We start from the raw sequence: 25,673 nt of genomic DNA, 5'->3' as shown, positions 1-25,673 counted from the left end.
CGCGAAGAACGTGAACGATAACGCGGGCCGTCAGAATCCACGCTGCGCCCTCAAGTTCTTCGCGAGCAAGCTTGCTCCTACAGGGGGCGAACACCATGACACACCACAGTGATTTGCTGATCGTCGGCGCCGGTATCCTCGGCCTGTCCCACGCCTACGCCGCCGCCAAGCGCGGCCTCAAGGTCAGGGTCTTCGAACGCACGGCCACGCCCCTGGGTGCCTCGGTGCGTAACTTCGGCCAGGCCCTGGTCACTGGTCAACCGCCTGGGCAGATGCTCGACCTGGCCCGGCAAAGCCGCGAGATCTGGGGCCAGTGGGCACAACTGGCGAACCTGCAACTCAAGCGCAATGGCTCTTACCTGTTTGCCCGCACCGAAGCCGAAGAGCATTTGCTGCAAGCCTTTTGCGCCGGTCGCGCCAAGGCGCACGGCTACCGCGTCAACCTGCTGCAAGGCGCCGCCATGAATGATCTGTACGGCGGCCAGTTCCGCCATCATCGCGCTGCGCTGCACGGCCTCGACGATCAGCAGCTGTATTCCCGTGAGGCGCTGCCGGCGCTGATCGACTACCTGCGTCGCGAACTCAAGGTAGAGTTTCACTTCTCCACCCTGGTACGCGACATCGAGCCCGGCCAACTGCACACCACCGCCGGCAGCTTTCGCGGCGAGCAGATCATTGTCTGCTCCGGCCACGACTATCAGACCCTGCTGGCCGAGCAGATCGCCCAACTCACACCGCAAATCTGCCAGTTGCAAATGCTGCGCGCGCGGCCCAAGGCCGACTTGAACCTGCAACATGCGCTGCTCACGGGCCTGAGCTGCGTGCACTACGGCGCCTTCGCCGACTTGCCGCAAGCCGCCGCCGTGCAGGCACAGATCCTGCGCGACACGCCGCACCTGGATGAACATGGCATCCACCTGTTGATCAGCCCGACGCCCCATGGCGAGTTGATCATCGGCGACTCCCACCATTACGGCAGCGATCCGTCGCCATTCAATGCCGAACAGGTGGACAACTGGATGATCGAGTTGGCAGAACAGACCCTGGGCTGCCAGATTCAGGTCGTGGAACGCTGGCAGGGCGTCTATGGTTCCCGGGGGCCGGGGCCGTTTTCGTTCCTGCGCGCTGCAGATGGCGTGCGCGTGGCCTTGATGCATACGGGCGTAGGCATGAGCGTGGGGCCGGCGATGGCCGAGCGCAATATCACTGAACTGTGGGGGGAGGCGTGATGAACGCTGAGCAGGTAGTCGCCGAAGTCTTCGGCCTGTACGAACAGCATGGCGCCGCCGACTACATCGGCGAGCCGGTGTCGCAGATCGAGCATATGTCCCAGGCCGCACAACTGGCGATGGCCGAGGGCTTCGACGATGAAGTGGTGCTGGCGGCGTTCTTCCACGATATCGGGCATATCTGCGGCCAGGGTGGCGCGAACATGGGCGGCTACGGCGTAGTCAGCCACGAACGCCTGGGCGCCGACTATCTGCGGCGCGCCGGCTTCAGCGAGCGCCTGGCGAAACTGGTGGAATATCACGTACAGGCCAAGCGCTACCTGACCTTCAGCCAGCCGGACTATTACCATCGCTTGAGCGAGGCCAGCCGCCGCACCCTGGGCTACCAGGGTGGGGTGATGACGGCCGATGAGGCCCTGGCGTTCGAGCAGGACCCGCTGTGCGCGGTGAGCCTGCGCATGCGCCACTGGGATGAGCAGGCCAAGGACATGCACGTGCCGGTGCTGGACCTTGAGGTGCTGAAGGCCAAGGCCCGGCAATTGCTGGCGGCTTAAGCCTCGTCCAGGCGCTGGGCCAGGGCTTCGATCTGTTCCTGACGTTCGGCCTGGCTTAACCTTGGGTGAGGGTTGAGCGACGACCATTGCGGATGGGCGCGGGCCTTGTGCAGGGCGTCCGGCAGTTTGCCTTCACGCCAGGTCTTGTCTTGCGGAGTGTCGACCTTGATGCTGTGCATCGCCGCGTGCCCGCGCAGGGCCAGGGCCTTTAGCAATTGCCGTTGGCGCAGGGCCAGCAGGCGCAGCACGCTGTCATCCACCGTCAGCTCGCGCTGGCCCTTGATCTTGCCCAGCAGGCGGCTGCCGTAGCTGCGCGCGGTTTGCAGTGCGCCGCCGGCAATCGCTCCGGCGAGGGCGGCGGCGCCCAGGGTCAGGCCGCCGACCAGCAAGTCCACACCGGCACCGGCCGCTGCCCCCGCCGCAATCCCGCCGCCGACCCGTACCCCCAGTTGCTTGAGGGTTTCGGGGTTGAACAAATCATCGCCCCAACGCCCGTCCAGCAACGGCAGGTCGCTGGCCGCAGCGTCCTGCGGGCGGAAGCCGAACAACTTGAGCAGGGCTTCGACGCAACGTTGTTCGCGCTGGCGTACGGCTTTGCGCAGATCGCTGATGGCTTGCTGTTCATCCTCGGTGACCACACTGCGCCGGCATGCGGCGCAGTCGATCAGCAGCTCGGCGATCAGGCGTGCGGCGCTTTGCTGGCGCGCCTGGCGTTGAGCCTGCTGATCAAGGATCAGCCGTTCCAGCTGGGGGCGTGAGCTTTCCAGCAACAGGGCCAGGCTTTCATACAGCCGTCGCTCGCCATCTTCGGGGGGCGCCACGCTGTCAAAGCGCACCAGTGCATGCAGGCCCAGGCGGGCCAGGGCTTCGCGCCAGTCCGGCTCGCGGTGGTCGCTGCTGCTGACAAAGTTGAGCACCGGCAACAGCGGCTTGCCGCAACTGGCCAGTACTTGCAGCTCGTCGCGGTATTTGGCCAGCACCGGTTCCCGGGCGTCGATCACGTACAGACCGGCGTCGGACGCCAGCAACTGACGCAACACCTTGGCTTCCTGTTCGAAGCGTTGACGGGCTTCGCTGCCTTCCAGGAAACGGGCGAGGCGAGCCGGGCCGTCGAGGCGTTCGCCCGGTCGGTCGAGGCGCTCAAGGTAATCGAGCAAGGCGATGGCATCTTCCAGGCCTGGCGTGTCGTACAGCTCCAGCAAGGCTTGGCCGTCGACCGACAAACGCGCGCCTTCGACATGCCGGGTGGTGCTGGGGCGGTGGGACACTTCGCCAAAACCCACGTCACGGGTCAGGGTGCGCAGCAGCGAGGTCTTGCCGACGTTGGTGTGGCCGACCACCGCCAGTTTCAGGGGTTTAGTCATGACCGGTCTCCAGCCAGGTGAGTGGCGCGCAGTCGGCGAAGGGCAGGTCCAGTTGCTGCAAGGCCGTGTGCCAATCGCCGAGGCGCTCGGCATCCAGCGCCTGGCCCGGTGGTGCTTGCAGCAGCCAGACACGGGTGGCGCTGGCGCTGCGGGCCAGTTCGCCGATCAGCGCCAGGCTGCCACGATCCGGCGAGCGGCGTGGGTCGCAGGCGATCACCAGGCGCGCGGGCGGGAAGCGGGTCAGTTGCTCCAGCAGTTTGTGGCGTGATTCGCGGCTGTCGAGGATGCCGGCGTTTTTGACCGTGGCCGGTAGTTTGGGCGGCCAGGGGTGTTGGTCGTCCAGTTCGATGGCCACCAGCAGGGCGCCATCGCTGTGCAGTTCGCTGGCGCCGCCGCTGACGTGATGCAACTGTTCTGGAGCTGCATCGTTGACACCCAGGCGTTCGCTGCTGGGCATCAAGGCTTCGCGCAAGTGGCTGTAGCCGGGCAGGTTGAGGTCCAGGCCCAAGGCGGCACGCCCGCGTCGCCAGCGCCATAGGCAGAGCAAGGCGAGGAGCAGTCGGGGCAGCAGGCCGTAGACCAGCAATACGCCCACCAGCCAGGCGGCCCAGGCTTGGCGGGCGCTTTCGATATTGAGGGCAGAGTCGCCACTGGCGCGGATCATCTCGACGGTCGGCACGCTGAAGCCGAGCAGGGCGGGCAGGCTGCCCAGGGCCTGGGTCACGCTGACAAAGGTGTCGGTGCCGAGGATGGTGGTTTCCCAGACAAACCCGTAGCGCCGGGTGGCCATTAATGTCAGCAGGATCACCAGCGCGCTGCACAGCGCCAGCAGCCACAGGCCATTGACCAGCACACCGACCGCCCAGCGGTTGAGCTTGTGGCGTTGCAGCAGCAACAACAACGCCGGCGCCAGTTGCGCGGCCTTGGCATCACGGGCGAATTTTTCGCTGAGCCACAACCACAGGCGGCCGAGGCTGGCGCTGTGCTCGCCGGCAAACACCAGGCCCAGGGCCCAGCTCAGCAGCAGGATCAGGTTCAAGCCCAGCAGGCTGCCCAGGGCCCAGAACACATTGACCGGGGCCAGGCCGTTGCCCAGGGCGGCGAACGCCAGGCCGGCGCCGCTGACCACGGCCAGCACCATCAGCGCGATCAGCGCCAGCCGCGCACCTTGCAACCAGTGCAGCAGGGCGGCGCTCAGGCCGTCGCGCTCGGCCAGCCACAGTGCACGGTTTTGAATACGTGTCGGCAGGTCGCCGCCGTTGCTGCGGGCCAGGCGATTGGCTTCCTGGTCTTCCAGGGGGCCGGCGTGTTCTTCACGCAGGCGCACGGTTTCCGTCAGCCACAGTTTTTGCAGAGGGTTCAGTGCTGTCACGCGCGGTCCTGTTGTGTCAGTGAGCCTGGAGCATAACCCCTGGCCCGCGCCTCTGGTATTCTCGTTGCCATGAAAAAAACTCTCCCTTTAAGCCTGATCGCAGCCCTCGGTGAAAACCGCGTGATCGGCGTCGACAACAGCATGCCCTGGCATTTGCCGGGGGATTTCAAATATTTCAAGGCCACCACCCTGGGCAAGCCGATCATCATGGGGCGCAAGACCTGGGATTCCCTGGGCCGACCGTTGCCGGGGCGCTTGAACATTGTGGTCAGCCGTCAGACCGATCTTAAGCTTGAAGGTGCGCAAGTTTTTCCTTCACTGGATGCAGCCGTTGCGCGGGCCGAAGCCTGGGCGCTGGAGCAGGGTGTGGATGAGCTGATGCTGATCGGCGGCGCGCAGCTGTATGCGCAAGGCCTGGAGCAGGCGGATCGCCTGTATCTGACGCGGGTTGCGTTGAGCCCGCAGGGGGATGCGTGGTTTCCGGAGTTTGACTTGAACCGGTGGAAGCTGGTGTCGAATGTGCAGAATCCGGCAGAAGGCGACAAGCCGGCCTACAACTTCGAAGTCTGGGAAAAGGCCTAGCTCTCTGTGGCAAGGGGGCTTGTCCCCCGCTGGGCTGCGAAGCAGCCCCAAAACCAGCCGCTACAGAGTATCTGATACAGCGCACTCGGCTTACTGGGGCTGCTACGCAGCCCAACGGGGGACAAGCCCCCTCTCCACAGGGGGGCTTTAGGCTTGCGCCAACTCAGGATGCTCATCGGCATTGAGCAGCTCTTTATCGGTCTGCTGCATGATCTGGCTGGTAATCGCCCCCGCGGTCATCGAACCATTCACGTTCAACGCCGTGCGGCCCATGTCGATCAGCGGCTCCACGGAAATCAGCAGCGCCACCAACGCCACCGGCAAGCCCATGGCCGGTAGCACGATCAGCGCGGCAAACGTCGCACCGCCGCCCACACCGGCCACGCCGGCTGAACTCAAGGTCACAATCGCCACCAATGTTGCGATCCACAGTGGGTCCAGCGGGTTGATGCCCACGGTCGGCGCGACCATCACCGCCAACATCGCCGGATACAGGCCGGCGCAACCGTTCTGGCCAATCGTCGCGCCAAACGAGGCGGCAAAGCTGGCGATGGACTGCGGGATGCCCAGGCGACGGGTTTGCGCTTCGATGCTCAACGGGATGCTTGCTGCGCTGGAGCGACTGGTAAACGCGAAGGTCAGCACCGGCCACACCTTGCGGAAGAAGCGCAGTGGGTTGATCCCGGCCAGCGACAGCAGCAGGCCGTGGACTACAAACATCAGCCCCAGTGCCAGGTAGGAAACCAGCACGAAGCTGCCGAGCTTGATGATGTCTTGCAGGTTGGAGCTGGCGACCACTTTGGTCATCAACGCCAGCACGCCGTAAGGGGTCAGCTTCATCACCAGGCGCACCAGGCGCATCACCCAGGCTTGCAGGGTGTCGATGGCGTTGATCACTTTCTGGCCTTTTTCCACATCGTCCTTGAGCAGTTGCAGCGCGGCAACGCCCAGGAACGCGGCGAAGATCACCACGCTGATAATCGACGTCGGCTTGGCCCGGGCCAGGTCGGCAAACGGGTTCTGCGGGATGAACGACAGCAGCAACTGCGGGATATTCAGGTCGGCGACCTTGCCTGCGTAATCACTCTGGATCACTTGCAGGCGCGCCAGTTCCTGAGTGCCGGCCACCAGGCCTTCGGCGGTAAGGCCGAACAGGTTGGTCAGGCCGATACCGATCAGCGCCGCAATGGCGGTGGTGAACAGCAGCGTGCCAATGGTCAGGAAGCTGATTTTGCCAAGGGATGCGGCGTTATGCAGGCGGGCTACGGCGCTGAGGATCGAGGCGAACACCAGCGGGATCACGATCATCTGCAACAGTTGCACATAACCGTTGCCGACCAGGTCGAACCAGCCGATCGAGGCTTTGAGCACCGGGTGGCCTGCGCCGTAGATCGTATGCAGGGCCACACCGAAGGCAACGCCCAGGACCAAGGCGAACAACACCTTCTTGGCCAGGCTCCAGTTAGTACGGCGGGTTTGTGCCAGGCCCAGCAATAATGCGAGGAACACCAACAGGTTGAGAATCAGCGGCAGATTCATTGAAGCTCCAGGTAAAGGACTGCCAATCGCATGAGCGTGCGACTGCGAACCGGAAATCCTAACAGCTTGAAATATATTGATTTAATACCGTTATGGAATGGCGACTGTCGTTTTTGGAATAAGGCGTTGACGCTCCTGTGTAAGTGGGTGACGGGATCAGGACGCCGTCGGTCGTGCGTGTGGCGGGGGCTGTCATACAGATTTGTTAGCGTTGGTGCTTTTCACTCAGGGAGAAAACGCACATGAAGCTCGCGCCGAGACTGTTTGCCGCCGCGCTGTGCCTGGGGCTTGCCAGCCAGGTCATGGCCGCCACCGAGTTGAAACACTGGCCGGCACCCGCCGCCAAGCAACTGAATGAAATGATCACCGCCAACGCCAACAAGGGTAACTACGCGGTATTCGACATGGACAACACCAGCTACCGCTTCGACCTTGAAGAGTCGCTGCTGCCGTACATGGAAAACAAGGGCCTGATCACCCGTGACAGTCTCGACCCGTCGCTCAAGCTTATGCCGTTCAAAGACACCGCCGACCATAAGGAAAGTCTGTTCAGTTACTACTATCGCCTGTGCGAAGTGGACGACATGGTCTGCTACCCGTGGGTCGCCCAGGTGTTCTCTGGCTTCACCCTCAAGGAACTCAAGGGCTACGTCGATGAGCTGATGGCCTCCGGCAAGCCGGTGCCGGTCACCTACTTCGAAGGCGATGTGGTGAAGAACATGGAGGTGCAGCCACCGAAAATCTTCACTGGCCAGACCGAGCTGTACAACAAATTGATGGAAAACGGCATCGACGTGTACGTGATGACGGCGGCCTCTGAAGAGCTGGTGCGCATGGTCGCTTCGGATCCCAAGTACGGCTACAACGTCAAGCCGCAGAACGTCATTGGCGTCACCACCCTGCTCAAGGACCGCCAGACCGGCGAGTTGACCACCGCGCGTAAGCAGATCAGCGCCGGCAAATATGACGAAAAAGCCAACCTGGGCCTGGAACTGACCCCCTACCTGTGGACCCCGGCAACCTGGATGGCAGGCAAGCACGCGGCGATCCTCACCTACATCGATGAATGGAAAAAACCGGTACTGGTCGGCGGCGACACCCCCACCAGCGACGGCTACATGCTGTTCCACGATGTGGACGTGGCCAAGGGCGGCATTCACTTGTGGATCAACCGCAAGGACAAGTACATGACCCAACTCAACGGCATGATCGCCAAGCACGCCGCGGCCCAGGCCAAAGAAGGGCTGGCGGTGACGGCGGACAAGAATTGGGTGATCGTCAAGCCCGACGAAATCCAGTAACCCTGTAGGAGCTGGCTTGCCTGCGATGGCATCGACGCGGTGTATCAGGTACGCCGTGGTGTCCCCATCGCAGGCAAGCCAGCCCCCACATTTGATCTCCTGTGGCTTGGCGATTCAGGCAGGCAAAAAAATGCCCCGCACCTGGCGGGGCATTTTCATGGGCGGGGCTTACAGGCCGTCGAGCATGGCCTTGTTACGCACCGCACCCTTGTCGGCACTGGTGGCCAGCAGGGCGTAGGCTTTCAGCGCGGTGGTGACTTTGCGCGGACGCTTCTCCACCGGTTTCCAGCCTTTCTTGTCCTGCTCAACCCGGCGTGCGGCCAGTTCTTCATCGCTGATCAACAGGTTGATCGAGCGGTTCGGAATGTCGATCAGCACCTTGTCGCCATCCTGTACCAGGCCAATCGCGCCACCGGCTGCGGCTTCTGGCGAAGCGTGGCCGATTGACAGGCCGGACGTACCGCCAGAGAAGCGACCATCGGTCAGCAGTGCGCAGGCTTTGCCCAGGCCCTTGGACTTGAGGTACGACGTCGGGTAGAGCATTTCCTGCATACCCGGGCCGCCTTTCGGGCCTTCGTAGCGGATGATCACGATGTCGCCTTCTTTCACCTCGTCGGCGAGGATGCCGCGCACCGAGCTGTCCTGGCTTTCGTAGATCTTGGCGCGACCTTCGAACACATGGATCGACTCATCCACGCCGGCGGTTTTCACCACGCAGCCGTCGAGGGCGATGTTGCCGTACAGCACGGCCAGGCCGCCTTCTTGCGAGTAGGCGTGCTCGACGCTACGGATGCAGCCGTTTTCACGGTCGTCGTCCAGGGTGTCCCAACGGGTCGACTGGCTGAATGCCGTCTGGGTCGGGATCCCGGCAGGGCCGGCCTTGAAGAAGGTGTGCACGGCTTCATCGTCAGTCTGGGTGATGTCCCACTTGGCGATGCCTTCGGCCAGGGACTTGCTGTGCACTGTCGGCAGGTCGGTGTGCAGCAGGCCGCCACGGGCCAGGGAACCCAAGATCGAGAAGATGCCGCCGGCACGGTGCACGTCTTCCATGTGGTACTTCTGGATGTTCGGCGCGACTTTGCACAGTTGCGGCACGTTGCGGGACAGGCGGTCGATGTCGCGCAGGTCGAAATCGATCTCGGCCTCCTGGGCGGCGGCCAGCAAGTGCAGGATGGTGTTGGTGGAACCGCCCATGGCGATATCCAGGGTCATGGCGTTTTCGAACGCCTTGAAGTTGGCGATATTGCGCGGCAATACCGACTCATCGTTCTCGGTGTAGTAACGCTTGCACAGCTCGACGATGGTGCGGCCGGCCTGCAGGAACAACTGCTCGCGGTCACTGTGGGTCGCCAGCGTCGAACCGTTGCCCGGCAACGCCAGGCCCAGGGCTTCCACCAGGCAGTTCATCGAGTTGGCGGTGAACATGCCGGAGCACGAACCGCAGGTTGGGCAAGCGCTGCGCTCGTATTCCGCGACCTTCTCGTCAGAAGCGCTGGAATCGGCGGCGATGACCATGGCGTCCACCAGGTCTAGGCCGTGGGAGGCGAGCTTGGTCTTGCCGGCTTCCATCGGGCCGCCGGAGACGAAGATCACCGGGATGTTCAGGCGCAGGGAGGCCATCAGCATGCCGGGGGTGATCTTGTCGCAGTTGGAGATGCACACGATGGCGTCGGCGCAGTGGGCGTTGACCATGTACTCCACGGAGTCAGCGATGATCTCGCGGCTCGGCAGGGAATACAGCATGCCGTCATGGCCCATGGCAATGCCGTCGTCCACGGCAATGGTGTTGAATTCCTTGGCCACGCCGCCAGCGCGTTCGATCTCACGGGCGACCAGTTGGCCCAGGTCCTTGAGGTGGACATGGCCCGGTACGAACTGGGTGAACGAGTTGGCAATCGCGATGATCGGCTTCTTGAAGTCGTCATCTTTCATCCCCGTGGCACGCCACAGAGCGCGCGCGCCGGCCATGTTGCGGCCGTGGGTGGATGTTTTCGAGCGGTAATCTGGCATGGAGCACTCCGGGCGGCTAATCAGGAATCAAAGGGGAGTGAGCTTCTATTGACGTCTGGAACACCCGAAAAATGGCCCTGGTGTCCGGAAGTTGCCGCAAACGTGACGGGATCGCCGTGCGCATTGGCCTTGAGCTCATAAACCCGCCGGGGGATGACTGGCGATGAATACGGCCGATTCTACACCGTCTTCCTGTAGGAGCGAGCTTGCTCGCGAAAAACCCATAGGCGACGCAGGTTGCCGGGGGGCGCTGCGTTATCGTTGGCGTTCTTCGCGAGCGAGCTCGCTCCTACAGGGAGACGTTTCAAAGCCAGATGGCATCCCACAGTGGGTATTGGCCGATGTGTTCGACCAGACCGGCTCGCAAAGGATTGGCAATGATGTAGCGGGCCATAACCTTCAAGTCCTCTTCCCTGCGCAGCGCTCGGTCGAAGTAACCTTTTTGCCAAATCGTCCCGAAGGTGCGTTTCGACTGGTTGATGGCGCGGGCACTTCGCGATTTGGTGGTTTGCATCAGCCTAGGCAAATCGCCGTTATGCAATTCGACCAGCCAATGAAAATGGTCAGGCATGACTACCCAGGCCAGCGAAGTTGCCTCGCCGTCTTCCTGTGCCTTTCTGAACTCGCTGACAAGTAGGCGGCCGATACGCCAGTCCTTGAAGATTGCCTGCCGCTGGTGGGTCACGGCGGTCAGCAGATAGATTCTTCCAGGCTCTGAATAGCGCCCTGCACGCAGCCGATGCGCATTTTGCGGGGTGGACATTCCTTCGTTCTCTTCTGTGGTTAGAAGAGAAAAGGTAGGAGGCGCCAGCGTCTATGGGTGTTCAAACAGTAATTCTGAATATGCCACGGCCCACTGTAGGAGCGAGCTTGCTCGCGAAAAACCCATAGGCGACGCAGGTTACCTGGTAGCGCTGCGTTATCGTTGGCGTTCTTCGCGAGCGAGCTCGCTCCTACAGTGGAGCCGGTTTCAGGTTGGAACCGGGATTTGGCTTAGCTATTGGGCAACAACCGGCACGTAATGCTCTTGATATAGCGGGTCTCGGCAATCGCCGGGTGCACCGGGTGGTCCGGGCCCTGGCCGCCGCGTTCCAGCATCTGGATATTGCGGTCCAGGTGGCGGGCGCTGGTCAGCAGGATGTTTTGCAGGTCGTCTTCCGGCAGGTGCATGGAGCACGAGGCGCTGACCAGGATGCCGTCCTTGCTGAGCAGGCGCATGGCTTGCTCGTTCAGGCGGCGGTAGGCGCCTTCGCCGTTTTTCATGTCTTTTTTGCGTTTGATGAAGGCCGGTGGGTCGGCGACGATCACGTCGAAGCGTTCTTCGCTGGCTTTCAGTTCTTTCAACGCTTCAAAGACGTCGCCTTCGATGCAGGTCATTTTCTCCGCGACGCCGTTGAGCGCGGCGTTGCGCTCGACGCCATCGAGGGCGAAGGCCGAGGCGTCGACGCAGAACACTTCACTGGCGCCGAACGTTGCAGCTTGCACGCCCCAGCCGCCGATGTAGCTGTACAGGTCGAGGACGCGTTTGCCTTTGGCGTACGGGGCCAGGCGTGCGCGGTTCATGCGGTGGTCGTAGAACCAGCCGGTCTTCTGGCCCTGGATCACCGGGGCTTCGAATTTCACGCCGTTTTCTTCCAGCGCAACCCACTCCGGCACCAGGCCGAACACGGTTTCGACGTAGCGGTTGAGGCCTTCGGCATCGCGCGCGGCGGAGTCGTTCTTGAACAGGATGCCGCTGGGCTTGAGCACTTGGGTCAGTGCGGCGATCACGTCTTCTTTATGGGCTTCCATGGTCGCCGAGGCGATCTGCACCACCAGGATGTCGCCGAAACGGTCGACTACCAGGCCCGGCAGCAGGTCGGAATCGCCGTAGACCAGGCGGTAGAACGGCTTGTCGAACAGGCGGTCGCGCAGGGACAGGGCGACGTTGAGGCGGTGCACCAGCAGCGACTTGTCCAAAGGCAACTTGATGTCACGCGACAGCAGGCGCGCGCAGATCAGGTTGTTCGGGCTCATGGCCACGATGCCCAGGGTCTTGCCGCCGGCGGCTTCGAGGATGGCCTGGTCGCCTGCCTGGAAGCCGTGGAGTGGGGTGGCGGCTACATCGATTTCGTTGCTGTAGACCCACAGGTGGCCGTTGCGCAAACGACGATCGGCGTTGGCTTTGAGACGCAGGCTTGGCAGGGACATGACGTCGCTCCGGAAAAAAGAGCGGGAGTATACCGTGTTGTGTCGTTGTTGGCCGCGCCGCCGGACATGTGGGAGCTGGCTTGCCTGCGATCCAGGCGACTCGGTCTGTCTGTCGCACCGCAGCGATGCCATCGCAGGCAAGCCAGCTCTCACATTTTGCTCCGGTTTCCAATCCGGCTTTTGAGGTGTCGGTCAGGTTCCCATCGGGGTTAGAATCGCCCCCTAGCCCAGAGTATGTACCTATGTCCCAAGAGCTTTCCGCCGAACAGATCCAACAGGCCCTGCAAGGCATCAGCGTGCCGCCCCAACCGCAGATCATGGTGGATTTGCAGATGGAGCAATATATGCCCGACCCGGACCTGGAGGTGATTGCGCGGTTGATCTCCCAGGACCCCGGCCTGTCCGGCTCGTTGCTGAAAATCGTCAACTCGCCGTATTACGGCCTGAGCAACAAAATTGCCTCGATCCAGCGCGCGGTCAACCTGCTGGGCAGCCGCTCCATCGTCAACCTGATCAACGCCCAATCGATCAAGGGCGAGATGAGCGACGACACGATCGTCACCCTCAACCGGTTCTGGGACACGGCCCAGGATGTGGCGATGACCTGCCTGACCCTGGCCAAGCGCACCGGCTCCCAGGCGGTGGACGAAGCTTACGCCCTGGGGCTGTTCCACGATTGTGGCGTGCCGCTGATGCTCAAGCGGTTCCCGGACTACATGAGCGTGCTGGAAGATTCCTACGCCAAGGCCGGGCCTGATTGCCGGGTGGTCGACACCGAGAACCGCGCGTTCCATACCAACCATGCGGTGGTGGGTTATTACACCGCCAAGTCCTGGCGCCTGCCGGAACATGTGACCAACGCCATCGCCAACCACCACAACGCCCTGGCGATTTTCAGCGATGAGTCGGCGCGCAACAGCCCGCTGAAAAACCTGCTGGCGATCCTGAAAATGGCCGAGCATATCTGCGCGTCCTATCGGGTGCTGGGCAACCAGACGGTGGACCATGAGTGGGAGAGCATCGGCCATCTGGTCCTGGATTACGTGGGCCTGTCGGACTACGACTTCGAAAGCATGAAGTTGTCGATCCGCGAACTGGGCGCGCACTAACCTTTCTATCGCGAGACGAATATGCCTGAGCTGCCAGAAGTCGAAACCACCCGGCGCGGGATTGCGCCGCACCTGGAAGGCCAGCGGGTCAGCCGCGTGGTGGTGCGTGAACGGCGCCTGCGCTGGCCGATCCCCGAAGACCTGGATGTGCGCCTGTCCGGGCAGCGTATCGTGCTGGTGGAGCGGCGGGCCAAGTACCTGCTGATCAACGCCGAAGTCGGCACCTTGATCAGCCACTTGGGCATGTCGGGCAATCTGCGCCTGGTGGAAGTCGGTCTGCCGGCGGCCAAGCATGAGCATGTGGATATCGAGCTGGAGTCGGGCCTGGCCCTGCGCTACACCGACCCCCGGCGTTTTGGCGCGATGCTTTGGAGCCAGGACCCGCATAACCACGAACTGCTGCTGCGCCTGGGGCCGGAGCCGTTGACCGATCTGTTTGATGGCGAGCGCCTGTTCCAGCTGTCCCGCGGGCGCTCCATGGCAGTCAAGCCGTTCATCATGGACAACGCGGTGGTGGTGGGCGTGGGCAATATCTACGCGACCGAGGCGCTGTTTGCCGCCGGGATTGATCCGCGCCGGGAAGCCAAGGGCATTTCCCGTGGGCGTTACCTGAAGCTGGCGATCGAGATCAAACGCATCCTCGCGGCCGCCATCGAGCGTGGCGGTACGACCTTGCGTGACTTTATTGGCGGCGACGGGCAGCCGGGGTATTTCCAGCAGGAGCTGTTTGTCTACGGGCGTGGGGGCGAGGCGTGCAAGGTGTGCGGCAGTGAGTTGCGCAATGTGATGCTGGGGCAGCGGGCGAGTGTGTTTTGCCCTAAGTGCCAGAGCTGAAGACAGCAGGCGCTGCGGCTTGCCTCATCGCGGTATAGGTATCTACACAACTTTGCCGCAACGCCTAGATCCAGGCAGATAGCGCAGTTGTGGCGAGCGGGCTTGTCGGAACGCCGCATCGCCCGCGCTGGGCTGCGAAGCAGCCCCAATAAGCCGAATGCGTTGTACCAGATACACCGCAGCGGCTGGTTTTGGGGCTGCTTCGCAGCCCAGCGCGGGGCAAGCCCGCTCGCCACAGGGGAGTTCGTCAGTTTCTGAAAGTTGTGTAGATACTTATGCTCATCGCGGGCAAGCCCGCTCCCACATTTTGACTTGTTGGCACCTTCAAATGTGGGAGCTGGATTGCCTGCGATGAGGCCCGCCCAGCCGCCACAAGGTTTCAGGCCTTACCGGTAATCAACCGGTACTTCTCCATCAACTGCTCTTCCGTTTCCGGCCGGGCTTCATCCAGCGGAATGCAATCGACCGGGCACACTTGCTGGCACTGGGGTTCGTCGTAGTGGCCGACACACTGGGTGCACAGGTTGGGGTCGATCACGTAGATCTCTTCACCCTGGGAAATGGCAGCGTTCGGGCACTCGGGTTCGCAGACGTCGCAGTTGATGCAATCGTCGGTGATGATCAGGGACATGGAAACTCCTGCCAGGGCACTCTGCCAAGGCATCTGGAAAACTAATGCGCGCAATTGTGCCGCATTGGCGCCCGCAGTGCGAGCGGGCGCCGGTTGAGCGGTCTTACTTCTTGAAGCGCAGGGTCAGCGCATCCGCCACCGCAGGGTGTACGAACTTGGTGATATCACCGCCCAACGCCGCAATCTCTCGGACCAACGTCGAGGAAATAAACGAATAACGCTCCGACGGCGTGAGAAACAGGCTCTCTACGTCCGGCGCCAGTTGGCGGTTCATGTTGGCCAGCTGGAATTCATATTCGAAATCCGACACCGCGCGCAGGCCGCGCAGGAATACATTGGCGTTCTGTTCCTTGGCGAAGTGCGCCAGCAGTGTCGAAAAGCCCACTACTTCAACGTTCGGCAGGTGCTTGGTGACCTCGCGGGCCAGCTCCACACGCTGCTCCAGAGGAAACAGTGGGTTTTTCTTGGGGCTGGCAGCGACTGCGATGATCACATGGTCGAACAAGCGCGAGGCGCGTTCGACCAGATCGCCATGGCCTTTGGTAATCGGGTCGAAGGTACCTGGGTACAACACTCGGTTCATCGCGTCGTCCTGGCGGAGTCCGTTGGGGAACCGGATGGTATCGCAGCCATCCCGGTCGGCCAAGTCAACTTATTCAGAAGAAAGCACTATAGACACCGCGAATACCCCTATGAACCCCCTGTAGGAGCGAGCTTGCTCGCGAAGAACCCATAGGCACCGCGGGGTATCTGATAGCGCTGCGTTATCGTTGGCGTACTTCGCGAGCAAGCTCGCTCTTACACGGGCGCATAATCGGTTTTTCATGCTGTTTTCAGACGCTCGGCCAGTGCTGTCGCCAGTTGTGCGGTCAGGCCATACACCGACAATTGTGGGTTGGCGCCGATACTGGTGGGGAACAATGAACCATCGTGGATCGACAGGTTACGCAACTGGTGATGCCTTCCGAGGCTATCGGCTACCGCATTTTTTGGCTCTTCACCCATGGCACAACCGCCCATCACATGGGCGCTGCCCAGGCAGGTGCGATGCAGTTCCAGGTTCAGGCCGTCGATCAGGCTGCGTGCCTCGGTCAGTGTGCTGACGTAGCGCGCGTCATGGTGCAGCGGCTTGACCGACTTGGCGCCGGCGGCAAACTGGATCTCGGCCATGCTATGGAAGGCCCGGCGCAGGCCGTCCCAGGCGTAGGGCGAGACCTCATAGTCGAGTACCGGCGTGCCATCGCCGCGCAGGCCGACGCTGCCGCCCTGGCTGTCGGGGTGGAAGCCATCCCGCAGCAGCGCCAGCATCGCATGGGTCTTGGGCAACTGGCTCATGTCCAGAGCGTTCTGCGTGCCGTAACCGCCGAACAATGTGCTGGCCAGGGCCGGGTGTAAGGGCGGTGCTTCGAGCTTGTAGGACATTTTGCCGGTGGTGCCGTCCTGCCATTGAAAGTGATCAGAGTAAATCGACTGCGGCGCGCCGTAGAACGGGTTGATCACCTCGTCGAACAACCCCGCGGAAAAATTTACCAGGTGCAGGAAGGTGCGCTTGCCCAGGCGCGAGTGTGGGTCGGGTGCGTCCGAGCGCATCAGCAGCGCCGGGCTGTTGATGCCGCCGCCGGCCAGTACGTAATGCTTGGCTTTGACCGTGATCTTGCGGCCGGTGGGCGCTACGCAGCGCGCGTCCATGGCCACGCATTCGAGGCTGGTGATGGTGTCGCCGCTGAACTTCAGGCGCTCGGCGCGGGCCAGGTACAGCAGCTCGCCGCCTTGCTCCAGGGTCGAAGGAATGGTGGTCACCAGCATCGATTGCTTGGCGTTAACCGGGCAGCCCATGCCGCAATAACCCAGGTTGAAGCAGCCACGCACGTTGCGTGGGATCACGTGCCAGCTGTAACCGAGCTTTTCGCAGCCTTTGCGGATCACGTCATTGTTGGCGTTGGGCGGCAGGGCCCAGGGGGCGATGCCCAGGCGATGCTCCATTTTTTCAAACCATGGCGCCATCTCGGCGCTGCTATGGCCTTTGACTGCGTATTCACTGGCCCAGTGGGACAGGGTCGGATCCGGTGTACGAAAACTCGAAGTCCAGTTGATCAACGTGGTGCCGCCCACGGCGCGGCCCTGCAGGATGGTGATGGCGCCGTCCTTGCTCATGCGGCCGATGCCTTCCTGATACAGGCTGGCGTAGGCCTCGTCTTCCAGCAGCTTGAAGTCGCTGCTGGTCTTGAGCGGGCCTTCTTCGATCAGCAGCACTTTGTAGCCAGCGGCGCTGAGGATTTCTGCGGTGGTGCCACCGCCTGCGCCGCTGCCGATGATCGCGACATCGGCTTCCAGCACCAGGTCCTGGTCGAGGGCAGCGCCATTATGGGTTTTCCAGCCGCGGGCCATGCCATCGCGGAACACATCAGGTACGGGCATCAGCTTGTTCTCTTGTTTTTATCAGCGGTCATGACGTGTAGGAGCTATCACGGTCAGATTTTCGGCGGGCCGGGGTACCCGCAATGGGCCCAGGACTCGGGCCGGAAGTACCAGGCCATGATCGCCAGCTTGAGCAGCGAGCCCTGGCCCATGCGCAGCAGGTTGAGGAAGCTGTTCTCCCAGCGATGCAGGAAGTTGCGGATCTGCTCGCTGCTGGCGTTTTCCCAGCTGCCCCAGATGCCGGTCAGTGGGCCACGGGTGACGGCCATGCCCAGCACGTCGAACAACTGCTGGGTCAGCTTGAACATCTCCGGCGACAGGTGCAGCAGGCTGTAGTCGAGTTTTTTCAGGGTGTCTTCGATACCCGCCGCCACGACCTCGGCGCTGGCCGCGCCCTCTAGCAACACTGGGATCACCGCGCGCAAAAACGGCAGGTCGCTGTGGCGCAGCATGGCAAAGCCGCTGGCGGGAGTGCTGCTGGAGCAGCCGCTGAGGCTGGCACCAAGGCCTGCCGTCGCCAGGAAGGCGCTGGCGCACAGGCCGATTTTCAAGACGCCGCGCCGCGACAGCGCGGGTGATTCAGTCAGGCTAGGGTTCATTTTTATTGTTGTCCCAGTGATAACGGTTTTAGCGCACGAACAGCTTCTGGATCAGTTTCTGGATGGCTTTGCCATACGGTGGGTAAATCAGCTTGGCCGCATTCAGGCGTTGTTTGATCAGCACGCCCTTGGCCTTGCTGAAGGTGAGGAAGCCTTCATGGCCATGGTAGTGGCCCATGCCCGAGGGGCCGATGCCGCCAAAAGGCATATCGTCCTGGGCCACATGCAGCAGGGTGTCGTTCAGGCACACGCCGCCGGAATGGGTTTCGTGGAGTACGCGATTCTGTTCGGCCTTGTTGTAGCCGAAGTAATACAGCGCCAGTGGGCGAGGGCGCTGGTTGATGTAGGCGAAGGCCTGGTCGATCCCGTGATAGGGCACGATGGGCAGCACCGGGCCGAAAATCTCGTCCTGCATCACGGTCATTTCATCGCTGACGTTCAGCAGCAGGCTATGGGCCATGCGCCGGGCCTGGCCCTGGTCATAGAGCGGAACCAGGGTCGCGCCCTTGTCGGTGGCGTCCTTGACGTAGGCATTTAGCCGGGCGAGTTGTCGCTCGTTGATGATGGCGGTGTAGTCCGGGTTATCAGCCAGGGTCGGATAAAACCCGCGTACCGCCTGGGTGTAGGCCGCGACGAAGCCATCCACCCGGTCCTCGGGGACCAGCACATAGTCCGGCGCCACACAGGTTTGCCCGGCATTCAATGCCTTGCCGAAGGCGATCCGTTCGGCGGCATCCTTGAGCGGCACATCGGCCGAAACAATCGCCGGGGATTTACCGCCCAGTTCCAGGGTGACCGGGGTCAGGTGCTCGGCGGCGGCGCGCATGACGTGCTTGCCGATGCTGGTGGCGCCGGTGAACAGCAGGTGATCAAAAGGCAGTTTGGAAAACGCCATGCCCACTTCGGCTTCGCCGAGCACCACGCACACCAGGTCTTCGGGGAAGATTTGCGCCAGCAGGTTCTTGAGCAACTGGCCAGTGGCCGGGGTGGATTCGCTGAGCTTGAGCATCACCCGGTTACCTGCCGCCAACGCACCGACCAGCGGGCCGATGGCCAGGTACAGCGGGTAGTTCCAGGGCACGATCACCCCGATGACCCCCAGGGGTTGATAGATCACTTTGGCAGATGCCGGTTGGAAAGCTATACCTACAGCGCGGCGCGACGGTTTCATCCAGCCCTTGAGGCGTTTGCTGGCGTAGTGGATGCCATGCAGGCTGGGCATCAGCTCGGCGAACAAGGTTTCGTCGGCACTGCGATGGCTGAAATCGTTGCTGATGGCCTCGATCAGCGCCTGGCGCTCATCGCTGAGCAGGTCGCGCAAGGCCTTGAGCCACTGCTGGCGCTGCGCCGCTGGTGGCATCGGGTTGGCTGCGTAGGCGCGGCGCTGGGCAGCGAACAGGTCCTGGAGTTGGTCCAGCGCCTGGGAATCTTGCAGGTAAGCAACGTTGGCAGACATGACGCAGTTCCCGATTGTTATTGGAATACCTGCGTTTTTAGAGTCATTACTCTATTTTGTCAAATGCCTTCGCTGCAACATGCAGTTTTATCCTGGCAAGGATAGACCGTAAGATGTTTGTATCAGGATTCAAGAAGCCGATCCCCTATGGCACCACGAGTAAAGACCAGCGAACGCATTGTGCAAACCAGCCTGGAGCTGTTCAACCAGCAGGGCGAGCGCAGCATCAGCACCAACCATATTGCCGCCCATATGGAAATATCCCCGGGCAACCTGTACTACCACTTCCCGAACAAGCAGGCGATTATCGCGGTGCTGTTTCGCGAGTATGAAGCTCTGGTGGACAGCTTCCTGCGCCCGCCCCAGGGGCGCGCCATGGTGGTCGAGGACAAGCGCTTCTACCTGCAGGCGGTGCTGGCGGGTATGTGGCGCTATCGTTTTCTGCACCGCGATCTTGAGCATCTGCTGGAAAGCGACCCGGAACTGGCCACCGGCTACCGGCGTTTCTCCCAGCGTTGCCTGATCCAGGGTGGCGCGATCTACCGGGGGTTTGTCGAAGCGGGGATCCTGAACATGGACCCGGTGCAGACCGAAGCCTTGACCCTCAACGCCTGGATTATCCTCACCTCCTGGGTGCGTTTTTTGTGCACCACCAACGAGAACTCCGCACACCTGAGTGCCGAGGCGATCAAGCGCGGGGTGTACCAAGTGCTGGTGCTGGAGGCGGGGTTTATCACGCCCCAGGCCAAAGAGGCCGTGGACGCGTTGTTCAAGGAGTTTTATGTGCCGTTGAGTCAGGCGCTGGAAGAAGTGAAGTAGGCCCTTTCCCGAACAGGAGTCCGTTATGCCGCTTGCGCAACTGATCAGCCCGCAACAACTGGCCGAACGCCAGAAGCACGCAGGCCTCGTCATCCTCGATTGCCGCTTTGCCCTGGAAGACCCGGACTACGGGCGTTGCAGCTATGCCGAGGGGCATATCGAGGGCGCGCAGTATGCGGACCTGGAGCGCCACCTCAGCGGGCCGGTGACCAAGGGCGTGACCGGTCGCCATCCGCTACCGGCGCCCCAGGCGCTGGTCCAGCAGTTGCAGGCCTGGGGCATCAATGCTGACAGCGAGATTGTGCTGTATGACGACGGCCCTGGCGCGTATGCCGCCCGTGCCTGGTGGCTGCTGGCGTGGCTGGGCAAGCGCGACGGCGTGTCGATCCTCGATGGTGGGCTGAAAGCCTGGCATGCCGCGGGTTTCCCCTTGAGCCTGGATGCGCCGAGCACCGAGCCTGGCACCTTCACCGGCAGCCCGGACAACCATTTGCTGCTGGATGCCGAACACCTGCAAAAACGCCTGGGCCAGCCGGGCCTGACCCTGATCGACGCCCGCGCCTTGCCGCGCTTTCGCGGCGAGGTGGAGCCGATTGATCCGATTGCCGGGCACATTCCCGGGGCGCAATGTGCAGCGTTCAACGAGAACCTGGGCAGTGATGGGCGTTTCTTGCCGGTGGAGCAGCTCAAGCAGCGGTTTGCCGACAAACTGCAAGGTCGTTCGCCGGATGAGTTGGTGGCGTATTGCGGTTCGGGCGTGACGGCGTGCCACAACCTGTTTGCCCTGAGCCTGGCGGGGTATCCGTTGGGCAAGTTGTATGCGGGATCGTGGAGTGAGTGGATCACTGATCCGCAGCGCGAAATTGCTACCGGCGATTAAGTGGGTAATCCCCGATCAAATGTAGGAGCGGGCTTGCCCGCTCCCACCTGATTAACCGTGTTTTACCCGTAACCATTGCGGTATCCGCCGCTCCAGGTAGTACCCAGGCTGTTTCAGCGAGCCGTCGACAAACCCCACATGCCCGCCCTTGGCCTGCAGTTCAAACTCGGTGCAGTCCGACAGTTCGCTGGCCAGGGGCAAGCTGTGGGCAAACACAAAAGGATCATCCGCCGCCTGGATGATCAGCGTCGGCGTGCGAATCGCCCCTAGAAAGTAACGGCTCGACGCCCGTCGGTAATAGTCCTCGGCACTCAGGTAGCCATGCAGCGGTGCGGTGACGCGGCCGTCAAAATCCCAGAAGGTGCGCATTTTCTCCAGCGAACCCAGTTCGGCCAGGGTCTTCAGCGCTTCTTCGCGTCCGTCCGCCAGGAACTGGCGCTGCTTGACCCGGATGTAGCCGAGCATCTCGCGCATGAAGTGCTTTTGATAGACCCGTGAAAACCCCAGGCCTATGCGGTCGGCGCACTGGTCCAGGCGAAACGGCACCGATACCGCCGCAGCACCCTGCAGGCCGGAGTTGTCGCCGGTTTCGCCCAGGTGTTTGAGCAGCACATTGCCGCCCAGGGAGTAACCCACGGCATACAGAGGCGCCAGTGGGCGCTTGGCCCGCAGGTGTGCAATGGCGGCCGCCAGGTCTTCACTGGCGCCTGAATGGTAACTGCGGGCTAGCAGGTTGGGTTCGCCGGAACAACCGCGCCAATTCAGGGCGACGCTGGCCCAGCCTTGGCTGGCCAAGGCTTTTTGCAGGCCGGCGACGTAGGGCGAGTTGGACGAGCCTGTCAGGCCATGCAGTACCAGCACCAGTGGTGCGTGCGGGTCATGGGGGCCATGCCAGTCGAGGTCGAGGAAGTCACCATCCTCCAGCCACAGGCGCTCGCGCTGGCGATCGAGGTGGGTGGTGGGGCGCCAGAGTGGGCCCCACAACGTTTGCAGGTGGGGGTTACCGAGGCCGAAAGCGGGAGTGAAGCGGTCTGAAGGTTTCGGCACGATGAGGGGTCTCGACACAACTCTTAAGGGGGGGTGTGGCCAGTGGGTTGTGGCGAGGGGGCTTGTCCCCCGTTGGGCTGCGCAGCAGCCCCAAAAACCTGCTATCTCGGTACACCTGAAAAAAGCAGTGGTCCTATTAAGCGGTCTGCAGCGTACGTTGCCACAGTGCGTAATACACCCGCCCGGACTTTTGCTCACGGTGCAGGCGCCAGTTGCCGGGCAGGCCCAGGGTCGACGGCGCGGTCTCGCTTTCGGTGTAGACCCAGGCGTCATCGGCCAGCCATTGGCGCTCTTCCAGCAGCGCGCAGACGGTTGGCAACAGGTTCTGGTTGAACGGCGGGTCGAGGAACACCACATCGAATGCACTGGCCGGCTGGGTTTCCAGGTAGCGCAGGGCATCGGCGGTCTGTACATGGCCGGTGGTGCAACGCAGTGTGCCCAGGTGCTCGCGCAGGCTGGAAACCGCCACGTTGCTCGCGTCCAGGGCCTGGCCCAGGGCGGCGCCACGGGACAGGGACTCGAGGAACAACGCGCCACTGCCAGCAAACGGGTCAAGTACCTTGGCCCCCTCGATGTACGGCGCGAGCCAATTGAACAAGGTCTCGCGGACCCGATCCGGGGTGGGGCGCAGGCCCACCACATCGGGGAAACTCAGCTTGCGGCTGCGCCATTGGCCGCCAATGATGCGCAGTTGGCCCACACCGTTATGAACGTTATGGACAGGTTTTTTAGGGCGCGATGGACTGGCCATTAATGCTCCGGAACCCCGAGCGGCTGCTCGGCAGGTTTATCAGTGGGGGGCGGTAGTGGCTTTTGCGCGGTGGTGGGACCAGCGGTCACGATCACCATTTTATCGCTGCTCAAGTGTTTGTTCATGGCGGCCTTGACCTGATCGACGGTCAGGGCCTGGGATTGCTGCATGAAATCTTCCAGGTAATTGAGCGGCAGGTTGTAGAACCCCATGGCGCCCAGTTGCCCGACGATATCGGCGTTGCTCGCGGTGGACAGCGGGAAGCTGCCGGCCAGTTCACGCTTGGCGTCATCCAGTTCTTTTTGCGTCGGCCCGGTCTTGAGGTAGTCGGCCAGCACTTGCTCCACCAGGCGCAAGGTGCCGCCGCTCATTTCGGCGCGGGTCTGCAGGTTGATCATGAAGGGGCCACGCACCTGCATCGGCGAGAAGCCCGAGTACACGCCATAAGTCAGGCCGCGCTTCTCACGCACTTCGCTCATCAGGCGGGTGCCAAAACCACCACCCCCCAGGATCTGGTTGCCCAGGGACAGGGCGGCGTAGTCCGGGTCGGCGCGGTTGATGCCCAGTTGTGCGAACAGCAGATGCGTCTGCTTGGATGGAAACTCGATATGCCCCAGGCCGGCCTTGGGTTCGGTTGGCTCGGCGATCTTCGCCAGCGCCGGGCCCTTGGGCAGGGATGCGGAGACCTTGGCCGCCATGGCCTCGGCGTCTGCGCGGGACAGGTCGCCGACCATCGCGATCACCGCGTTGCCGGCGGCGTAGGCCTTGGCATGGAATGCCTTCAGCTGTGCCTGGGTAATGGCCGGAACGCTTGCAGGGGTACCTTCGCTCGGGTGCGCATAGGGGTGGTCGCCGTACAGACGCTTGAACAGCTCGATACTCGCCAGCTTGCCCGGGTTCTGTTTCTGGTACTCGAAGCCGGCCAGCAGTTGGTTCTTGATCCGCGCCAGGGAGTCGGCGGGGAAGGTCGGCTGGCCGATCACCTGGTCAAACAGCGTGAGGGCGGCGTCGCGTTTGTCGGCGGCACTGAGGCTGCGCAGCGAGACCAGCGCCATGTCACGGTAGGCACCGTTGCTGAAATCGGCGCCCAGGCCTTCAAAACCGGCGGCAATCTGCCCCACATCCTTGCCCGGCACGCCTTCGTTGAGCATGGCGTTGGTCAGCAGGGCCAGGCCCGGCGTGTTGCCGTCCTGGCTGCTGCCGGCGGCGAACAGGATGCGCATGTCGAACATCGGCAGTTCGTGGGCCTCGACGAACAGCACCTTGGCGCCTTCGGCGGTATTCCAGGTCTGCACGTTGAGCTTGCGGTTGGTCGGGTTCTTGCCATCCAGCTCTGCCAGGGATTGCAGGGTCTTGCTGGACTTGGCCTGCTCCAGCGCCGGGCTGGCCACGGAGTCGTCCGGGCGGCCGATATACACCGCGACCGCCGCCACCAGGGTCACGACGATCAGGCCGGGCAGCACCAGGCGGTTGTTTTTGCGATCACTCATGGGTGGTCTCCTCGGGCAGGACATGGGCGATACTCAGGCGTTCGCGGGTGAAATACGTGCGCGCGGCCTTCTGGATGTCCTCGGGTGTCACGCTTTGCAGCTCGGCAAGCTCGGTGTCCATCAGCTTCCACGACAGGCCGACCGTCTCCAGGGAGCCAATGGCCGTGGCCTGGCTGGTGATGGAGTCGCGCTCGTAGACCACGCCGGCAATGACCTGGGCGCGGATGCGTTCCAGCTCCTCGGCGGTCGGTGGCTTGGCCTTGAGTTCGTCCAGCAGGCGCCAGAGCCCGGCTTCGGCTTGGGCCACGGTTTTCTTCTTCTGCTGGTTGGGCGTGGCGCTCAAGGTGAACAGGCTGTCGCCACGGGTGTAGGCGTCGTAGTTGGTCGAGGCCGCGGACACCAGTTCTTCACCGCGTTCCAGCTGGCTCGGGATGCGTGCGCTGTAGCCGCCATCGAGCAGCGCCGAGATCAGGCGCAGGGCGTTGACCGAACGTTTGTCTTCGGCGGTGGCCAGGCCCGGGACGTTGAAGCCCAGGATGACGCTCGGCAATTGGGTCTGCACATGCAGGGTCAGTTGGCGCTCGCCCGGCTCGGCCAGCTCCAGGGGCTTTTTCGCCGGTGGCACGTCGCGCTTGGGGATCGGGCCGAAGTAACGCTGGGCCAGGGTTTTCACCTCATCCGGAGTCACGTCGCCCACCACGACCAGGGTCGCGTTGTTGGGTACGTACCAGGATTGGTACCAGTGGCGCAGTTCCTCGACCTTCATGCGGTCCAGGTCGGCCATCCAGCCGATGGTCGGCGTGTGGTAGCCGCTGGCCGGGTAGGCCATCGCCTTGAAGCGTTCAAAGGCCTTGGACAGCGGGTTGTCATCGGTGCGCAGGCGGCGCTCTTCCTTGATGACTTCGATCTCGCGGCTGAATTCGTCGGCCGGCAGGCGCAGGGTGGCCATGCGGTCGGCCTCCAGTTCCAGGGCAACGCCCAGGCGATCGCGGGCCAGCACTTGGTAGTAGGCGGTGTAGTCGTCGCTGGTGAAGGCGTTTTCTTCGGCGCCCAGGTCGCGCAGGATCAACGAGGCTTCGCCGGGGCCGGTCTTGGAGCTGCCCTTGAACATCATATGTTCCAGGGCGTGGGACAAGCCGGTCTGGCCAGGGGTTTCATAGCTGGAGCCGACCTTGTACCAGACCTGCGAGACCACCACCGGGGCGCGATGGTCTTCGCGCACGACGACCTTGAGGCCGTTGTCCAGGGTGAATTCATGGGTGGGTTGTGGGTCGGCAGCCAAGGCTGAAAGGGGCAGACAAACTGTGCTGAGCAGCAGGCCTGCGGCGCGGCGGGCTAGAGCATTCATTCGTTTTTAAACCTGTTGGGCTGCCCGCTTGGTCTTAGCGTCGGCGGGCGAGGAGGTGCTAGGATACTGATCCGTATTAGCGGCGGCCACTGCGGCTGTCATATCGTTTCGGATCCAGTCGTCGTAAAGATGGAGTTATCGGTGGGTTTC

General features: G+C 62.5%; 23 protein-coding genes. 8 read left to right on the top strand and 15 right to left on the bottom strand.

The window, feature by feature from the left end:
* Nucleotides 1–95: 95 nt before the first annotated feature.
* Entirely contained in the window at nt 96–1,229 is a 1,134-nt protein-coding gene (locus tag C5F71_RS11095; RefSeq protein ID WP_070993988.1) for a TIGR03364 family FAD-dependent oxidoreductase, read from the top strand.
* The gene (locus tag C5F71_RS11090; RefSeq protein ID WP_104911140.1) at nt 1,229–1,783 is read left to right on the top strand and encodes a phosphonate degradation HD-domain oxygenase; all 555 of its coding nucleotides are present in this window, start codon (nt 1,229–1,231) and stop codon (nt 1,781–1,783) included. The genes C5F71_RS11095 and C5F71_RS11090 overlap by 1 nt, the downstream gene beginning before the upstream one ends.
* On the opposite strand, the gene C5F71_RS11085 is transcribed toward C5F71_RS11090, so the two are convergent.
* Both C5F71_RS11085 and C5F71_RS11080 read right to left on the bottom strand, forming a co-directional pair.
* Complete coding sequence (locus C5F71_RS11085; protein ID WP_104911139.1) at nt 1,780–3,147, bottom strand: GTPase/DUF3482 domain-containing protein; 1,368 nt, start codon at nt 3,145–3,147, stop codon at nt 1,780–1,782. The genes C5F71_RS11090 and C5F71_RS11085 overlap by 4 nt on opposite strands.
* Nucleotides 3,140–4,519, bottom strand: a complete 1,380-nt coding sequence (locus tag C5F71_RS11080) for a DUF2868 domain-containing protein (RefSeq protein WP_104911138.1) — start codon at nt 4,517–4,519, stop codon at nt 3,140–3,142. Before C5F71_RS11080 ends, C5F71_RS11085 begins: the two co-directional genes overlap by 8 nt.
* Before the next feature lie 69 nt (nt 4,520–4,588).
* Here C5F71_RS11080 and C5F71_RS11075 point away from each other — a divergent pair, with 69 nt between their 5' ends.
* Nucleotides 4,589–5,101, top strand: coding sequence for a dihydrofolate reductase (locus C5F71_RS11075; protein WP_092231169.1), 513 nt, complete (start codon nt 4,589–4,591; stop codon nt 5,099–5,101).
* A gap of 147 nt (nt 5,102–5,248) precedes the next feature.
* Here C5F71_RS11075 and C5F71_RS11070 read toward each other — a convergent pair whose 3' ends face one another.
* Nucleotides 5,249–6,640 carry an L-cystine transporter gene (locus C5F71_RS11070; protein WP_104911137.1) on the bottom strand — a complete coding sequence of 464 codons (1,392 nt, stop codon included), beginning with the start codon at nt 6,638–6,640 and terminating at the stop codon, nt 5,249–5,251.
* 242 nt (nt 6,641–6,882) lie between these two features.
* On the opposite strand from C5F71_RS11070, the gene C5F71_RS11065 reads away from it, so the two are divergent.
* On the top strand, nt 6,883–7,941 hold the full coding sequence (locus C5F71_RS11065) for a phosphorylcholine phosphatase (protein ID WP_104911136.1): 1,059 nt from the start codon (nt 6,883–6,885) through the stop codon (nt 7,939–7,941).
* Between the two features lie 168 nt (nt 7,942–8,109).
* On the opposite strand, the gene ilvD is transcribed toward C5F71_RS11065, so the two are convergent.
* From ilvD to C5F71_RS11045, 3 genes are all read right to left on the bottom strand, one after another.
* A complete protein-coding gene (ilvD, locus tag C5F71_RS11055; RefSeq protein WP_029300604.1) occupies nt 8,110–9,951 on the bottom strand; it encodes a dihydroxy-acid dehydratase in 1,842 nt (613 codons plus the stop codon).
* Between the two features lie 304 nt (nt 9,952–10,255).
* On the bottom strand, nt 10,256–10,714 hold the full coding sequence (locus C5F71_RS11050; protein WP_029300606.1) for a transposase: 459 nt from the start codon (nt 10,712–10,714) through the stop codon (nt 10,256–10,258).
* Between the two features lie 230 nt (nt 10,715–10,944).
* Nucleotides 10,945–12,141 (bottom strand): class I SAM-dependent rRNA methyltransferase, encoded by a 1,197-nt coding sequence (locus C5F71_RS11045; RefSeq protein WP_029300608.1) that lies wholly within the window; start codon nt 12,139–12,141, stop codon nt 10,945–10,947.
* Nucleotides 12,142–12,437: 296 nt separating this feature from the next.
* On the opposite strand from C5F71_RS11045, the gene C5F71_RS11035 reads away from it, so the two are divergent.
* Together C5F71_RS11035 and mutM are read left to right on the top strand one after the other, a co-directional pair.
* Nucleotides 12,438–13,250 carry an HDOD domain-containing protein gene (locus C5F71_RS11035; protein WP_169851357.1) on the top strand — a complete coding sequence of 271 codons (813 nt, stop codon included), beginning with the start codon at nt 12,438–12,440 and terminating at the stop codon, nt 13,248–13,250.
* Nucleotides 13,251–13,271: 21 nt separating this feature from the next.
* Nucleotides 13,272–14,084 (top strand): bifunctional DNA-formamidopyrimidine glycosylase/DNA-(apurinic or apyrimidinic site) lyase, encoded by an 813-nt coding sequence (mutM, locus tag C5F71_RS11030; RefSeq protein WP_057440389.1) that lies wholly within the window; start codon nt 13,272–13,274, stop codon nt 14,082–14,084.
* Nucleotides 14,085–14,463: 379 nt separating this feature from the next.
* On the opposite strand, the gene C5F71_RS11025 is transcribed toward mutM, so the two are convergent.
* The 5 genes from C5F71_RS11025 to C5F71_RS11005 form a co-directional block, all read right to left on the bottom strand.
* Nucleotides 14,464–14,715: a YfhL family 4Fe-4S dicluster ferredoxin gene (locus C5F71_RS11025; protein WP_029300613.1), complete on the bottom strand. Its 252-nt coding sequence runs from the start codon at nt 14,713–14,715 to the stop codon at nt 14,464–14,466.
* A gap of 103 nt (nt 14,716–14,818) precedes the next feature.
* Nucleotides 14,819–15,298, bottom strand: coding sequence for a pantetheine-phosphate adenylyltransferase (gene coaD, locus C5F71_RS11020; protein ID WP_003176711.1), 480 nt, complete (start codon nt 15,296–15,298; stop codon nt 14,819–14,821).
* Between the two features lie 239 nt (nt 15,299–15,537).
* Complete coding sequence (locus C5F71_RS11015; protein WP_104911133.1) at nt 15,538–17,133, bottom strand: GMC family oxidoreductase; 1,596 nt, start codon at nt 17,131–17,133, stop codon at nt 15,538–15,540.
* A gap of 53 nt (nt 17,134–17,186) precedes the next feature.
* Complete coding sequence (locus C5F71_RS11010) at nt 17,187–17,732, bottom strand: twin-arginine translocation pathway signal protein (protein ID WP_104911132.1); 546 nt, start codon at nt 17,730–17,732, stop codon at nt 17,187–17,189.
* A 28-nt stretch (nt 17,733–17,760) separates the two neighbouring features.
* The gene (locus C5F71_RS11005; protein ID WP_104911131.1) at nt 17,761–19,188 is read right to left on the bottom strand and encodes a coniferyl aldehyde dehydrogenase; all 1,428 of its coding nucleotides are present in this window, start codon (nt 19,186–19,188) and stop codon (nt 17,761–17,763) included.
* 147 nt (nt 19,189–19,335) lie between these two features.
* On the opposite strand from C5F71_RS11005, the gene C5F71_RS11000 reads away from it, so the two are divergent.
* Together C5F71_RS11000 and C5F71_RS10995 are read left to right on the top strand one after the other, a co-directional pair.
* Complete coding sequence (locus C5F71_RS11000; RefSeq protein WP_029300622.1) at nt 19,336–20,007, top strand: TetR/AcrR family transcriptional regulator; 672 nt, start codon at nt 19,336–19,338, stop codon at nt 20,005–20,007.
* A gap of 25 nt (nt 20,008–20,032) precedes the next feature.
* Complete coding sequence (locus C5F71_RS10995; RefSeq protein ID WP_104911130.1) at nt 20,033–20,887, top strand: sulfurtransferase; 855 nt, start codon at nt 20,033–20,035, stop codon at nt 20,885–20,887.
* 51 nt (nt 20,888–20,938) lie between these two features.
* Here C5F71_RS10995 and C5F71_RS10990 read toward each other — a convergent pair whose 3' ends face one another.
* From C5F71_RS10990 to C5F71_RS10975, 4 genes are all read right to left on the bottom strand, one after another.
* Complete coding sequence (locus C5F71_RS10990; protein ID WP_104911129.1) at nt 20,939–21,934, bottom strand: hydrolase; 996 nt, start codon at nt 21,932–21,934, stop codon at nt 20,939–20,941.
* A gap of 136 nt (nt 21,935–22,070) precedes the next feature.
* Nucleotides 22,071–22,685, bottom strand: coding sequence for a 16S rRNA (guanine(966)-N(2))-methyltransferase RsmD (gene rsmD, locus C5F71_RS10985; protein ID WP_070993981.1), 615 nt, complete (start codon nt 22,683–22,685; stop codon nt 22,071–22,073).
* Nucleotides 22,685–24,175: a pitrilysin family protein gene (locus C5F71_RS10980; RefSeq protein ID WP_092231143.1), complete on the bottom strand. Its 1,491-nt coding sequence runs from the start codon at nt 24,173–24,175 to the stop codon at nt 22,685–22,687. The genes rsmD and C5F71_RS10980 overlap by 1 nt, the downstream gene beginning before the upstream one ends.
* Nucleotides 24,168–25,523, bottom strand: a complete 1,356-nt coding sequence (locus tag C5F71_RS10975) for a pitrilysin family protein (RefSeq protein ID WP_029300738.1) — start codon at nt 25,521–25,523, stop codon at nt 24,168–24,170. The genes C5F71_RS10980 and C5F71_RS10975 overlap by 8 nt, the downstream gene beginning before the upstream one ends.
* Between the last annotated feature and the right edge of the window lie 150 nt (nt 25,524–25,673).

Source organism: Pseudomonas sp. LG1D9 (assembly GCF_002949995.1).
In the GTDB taxonomy this organism is placed as follows: Bacteria; Pseudomonadota; Gammaproteobacteria; order Pseudomonadales; family Pseudomonadaceae; genus Aquipseudomonas; species Aquipseudomonas proteolytica.
The sequence above is the reverse complement of the archived record's forward strand: the minus strand, read 5'-3'. Positions and strand labels throughout refer to the sequence as shown.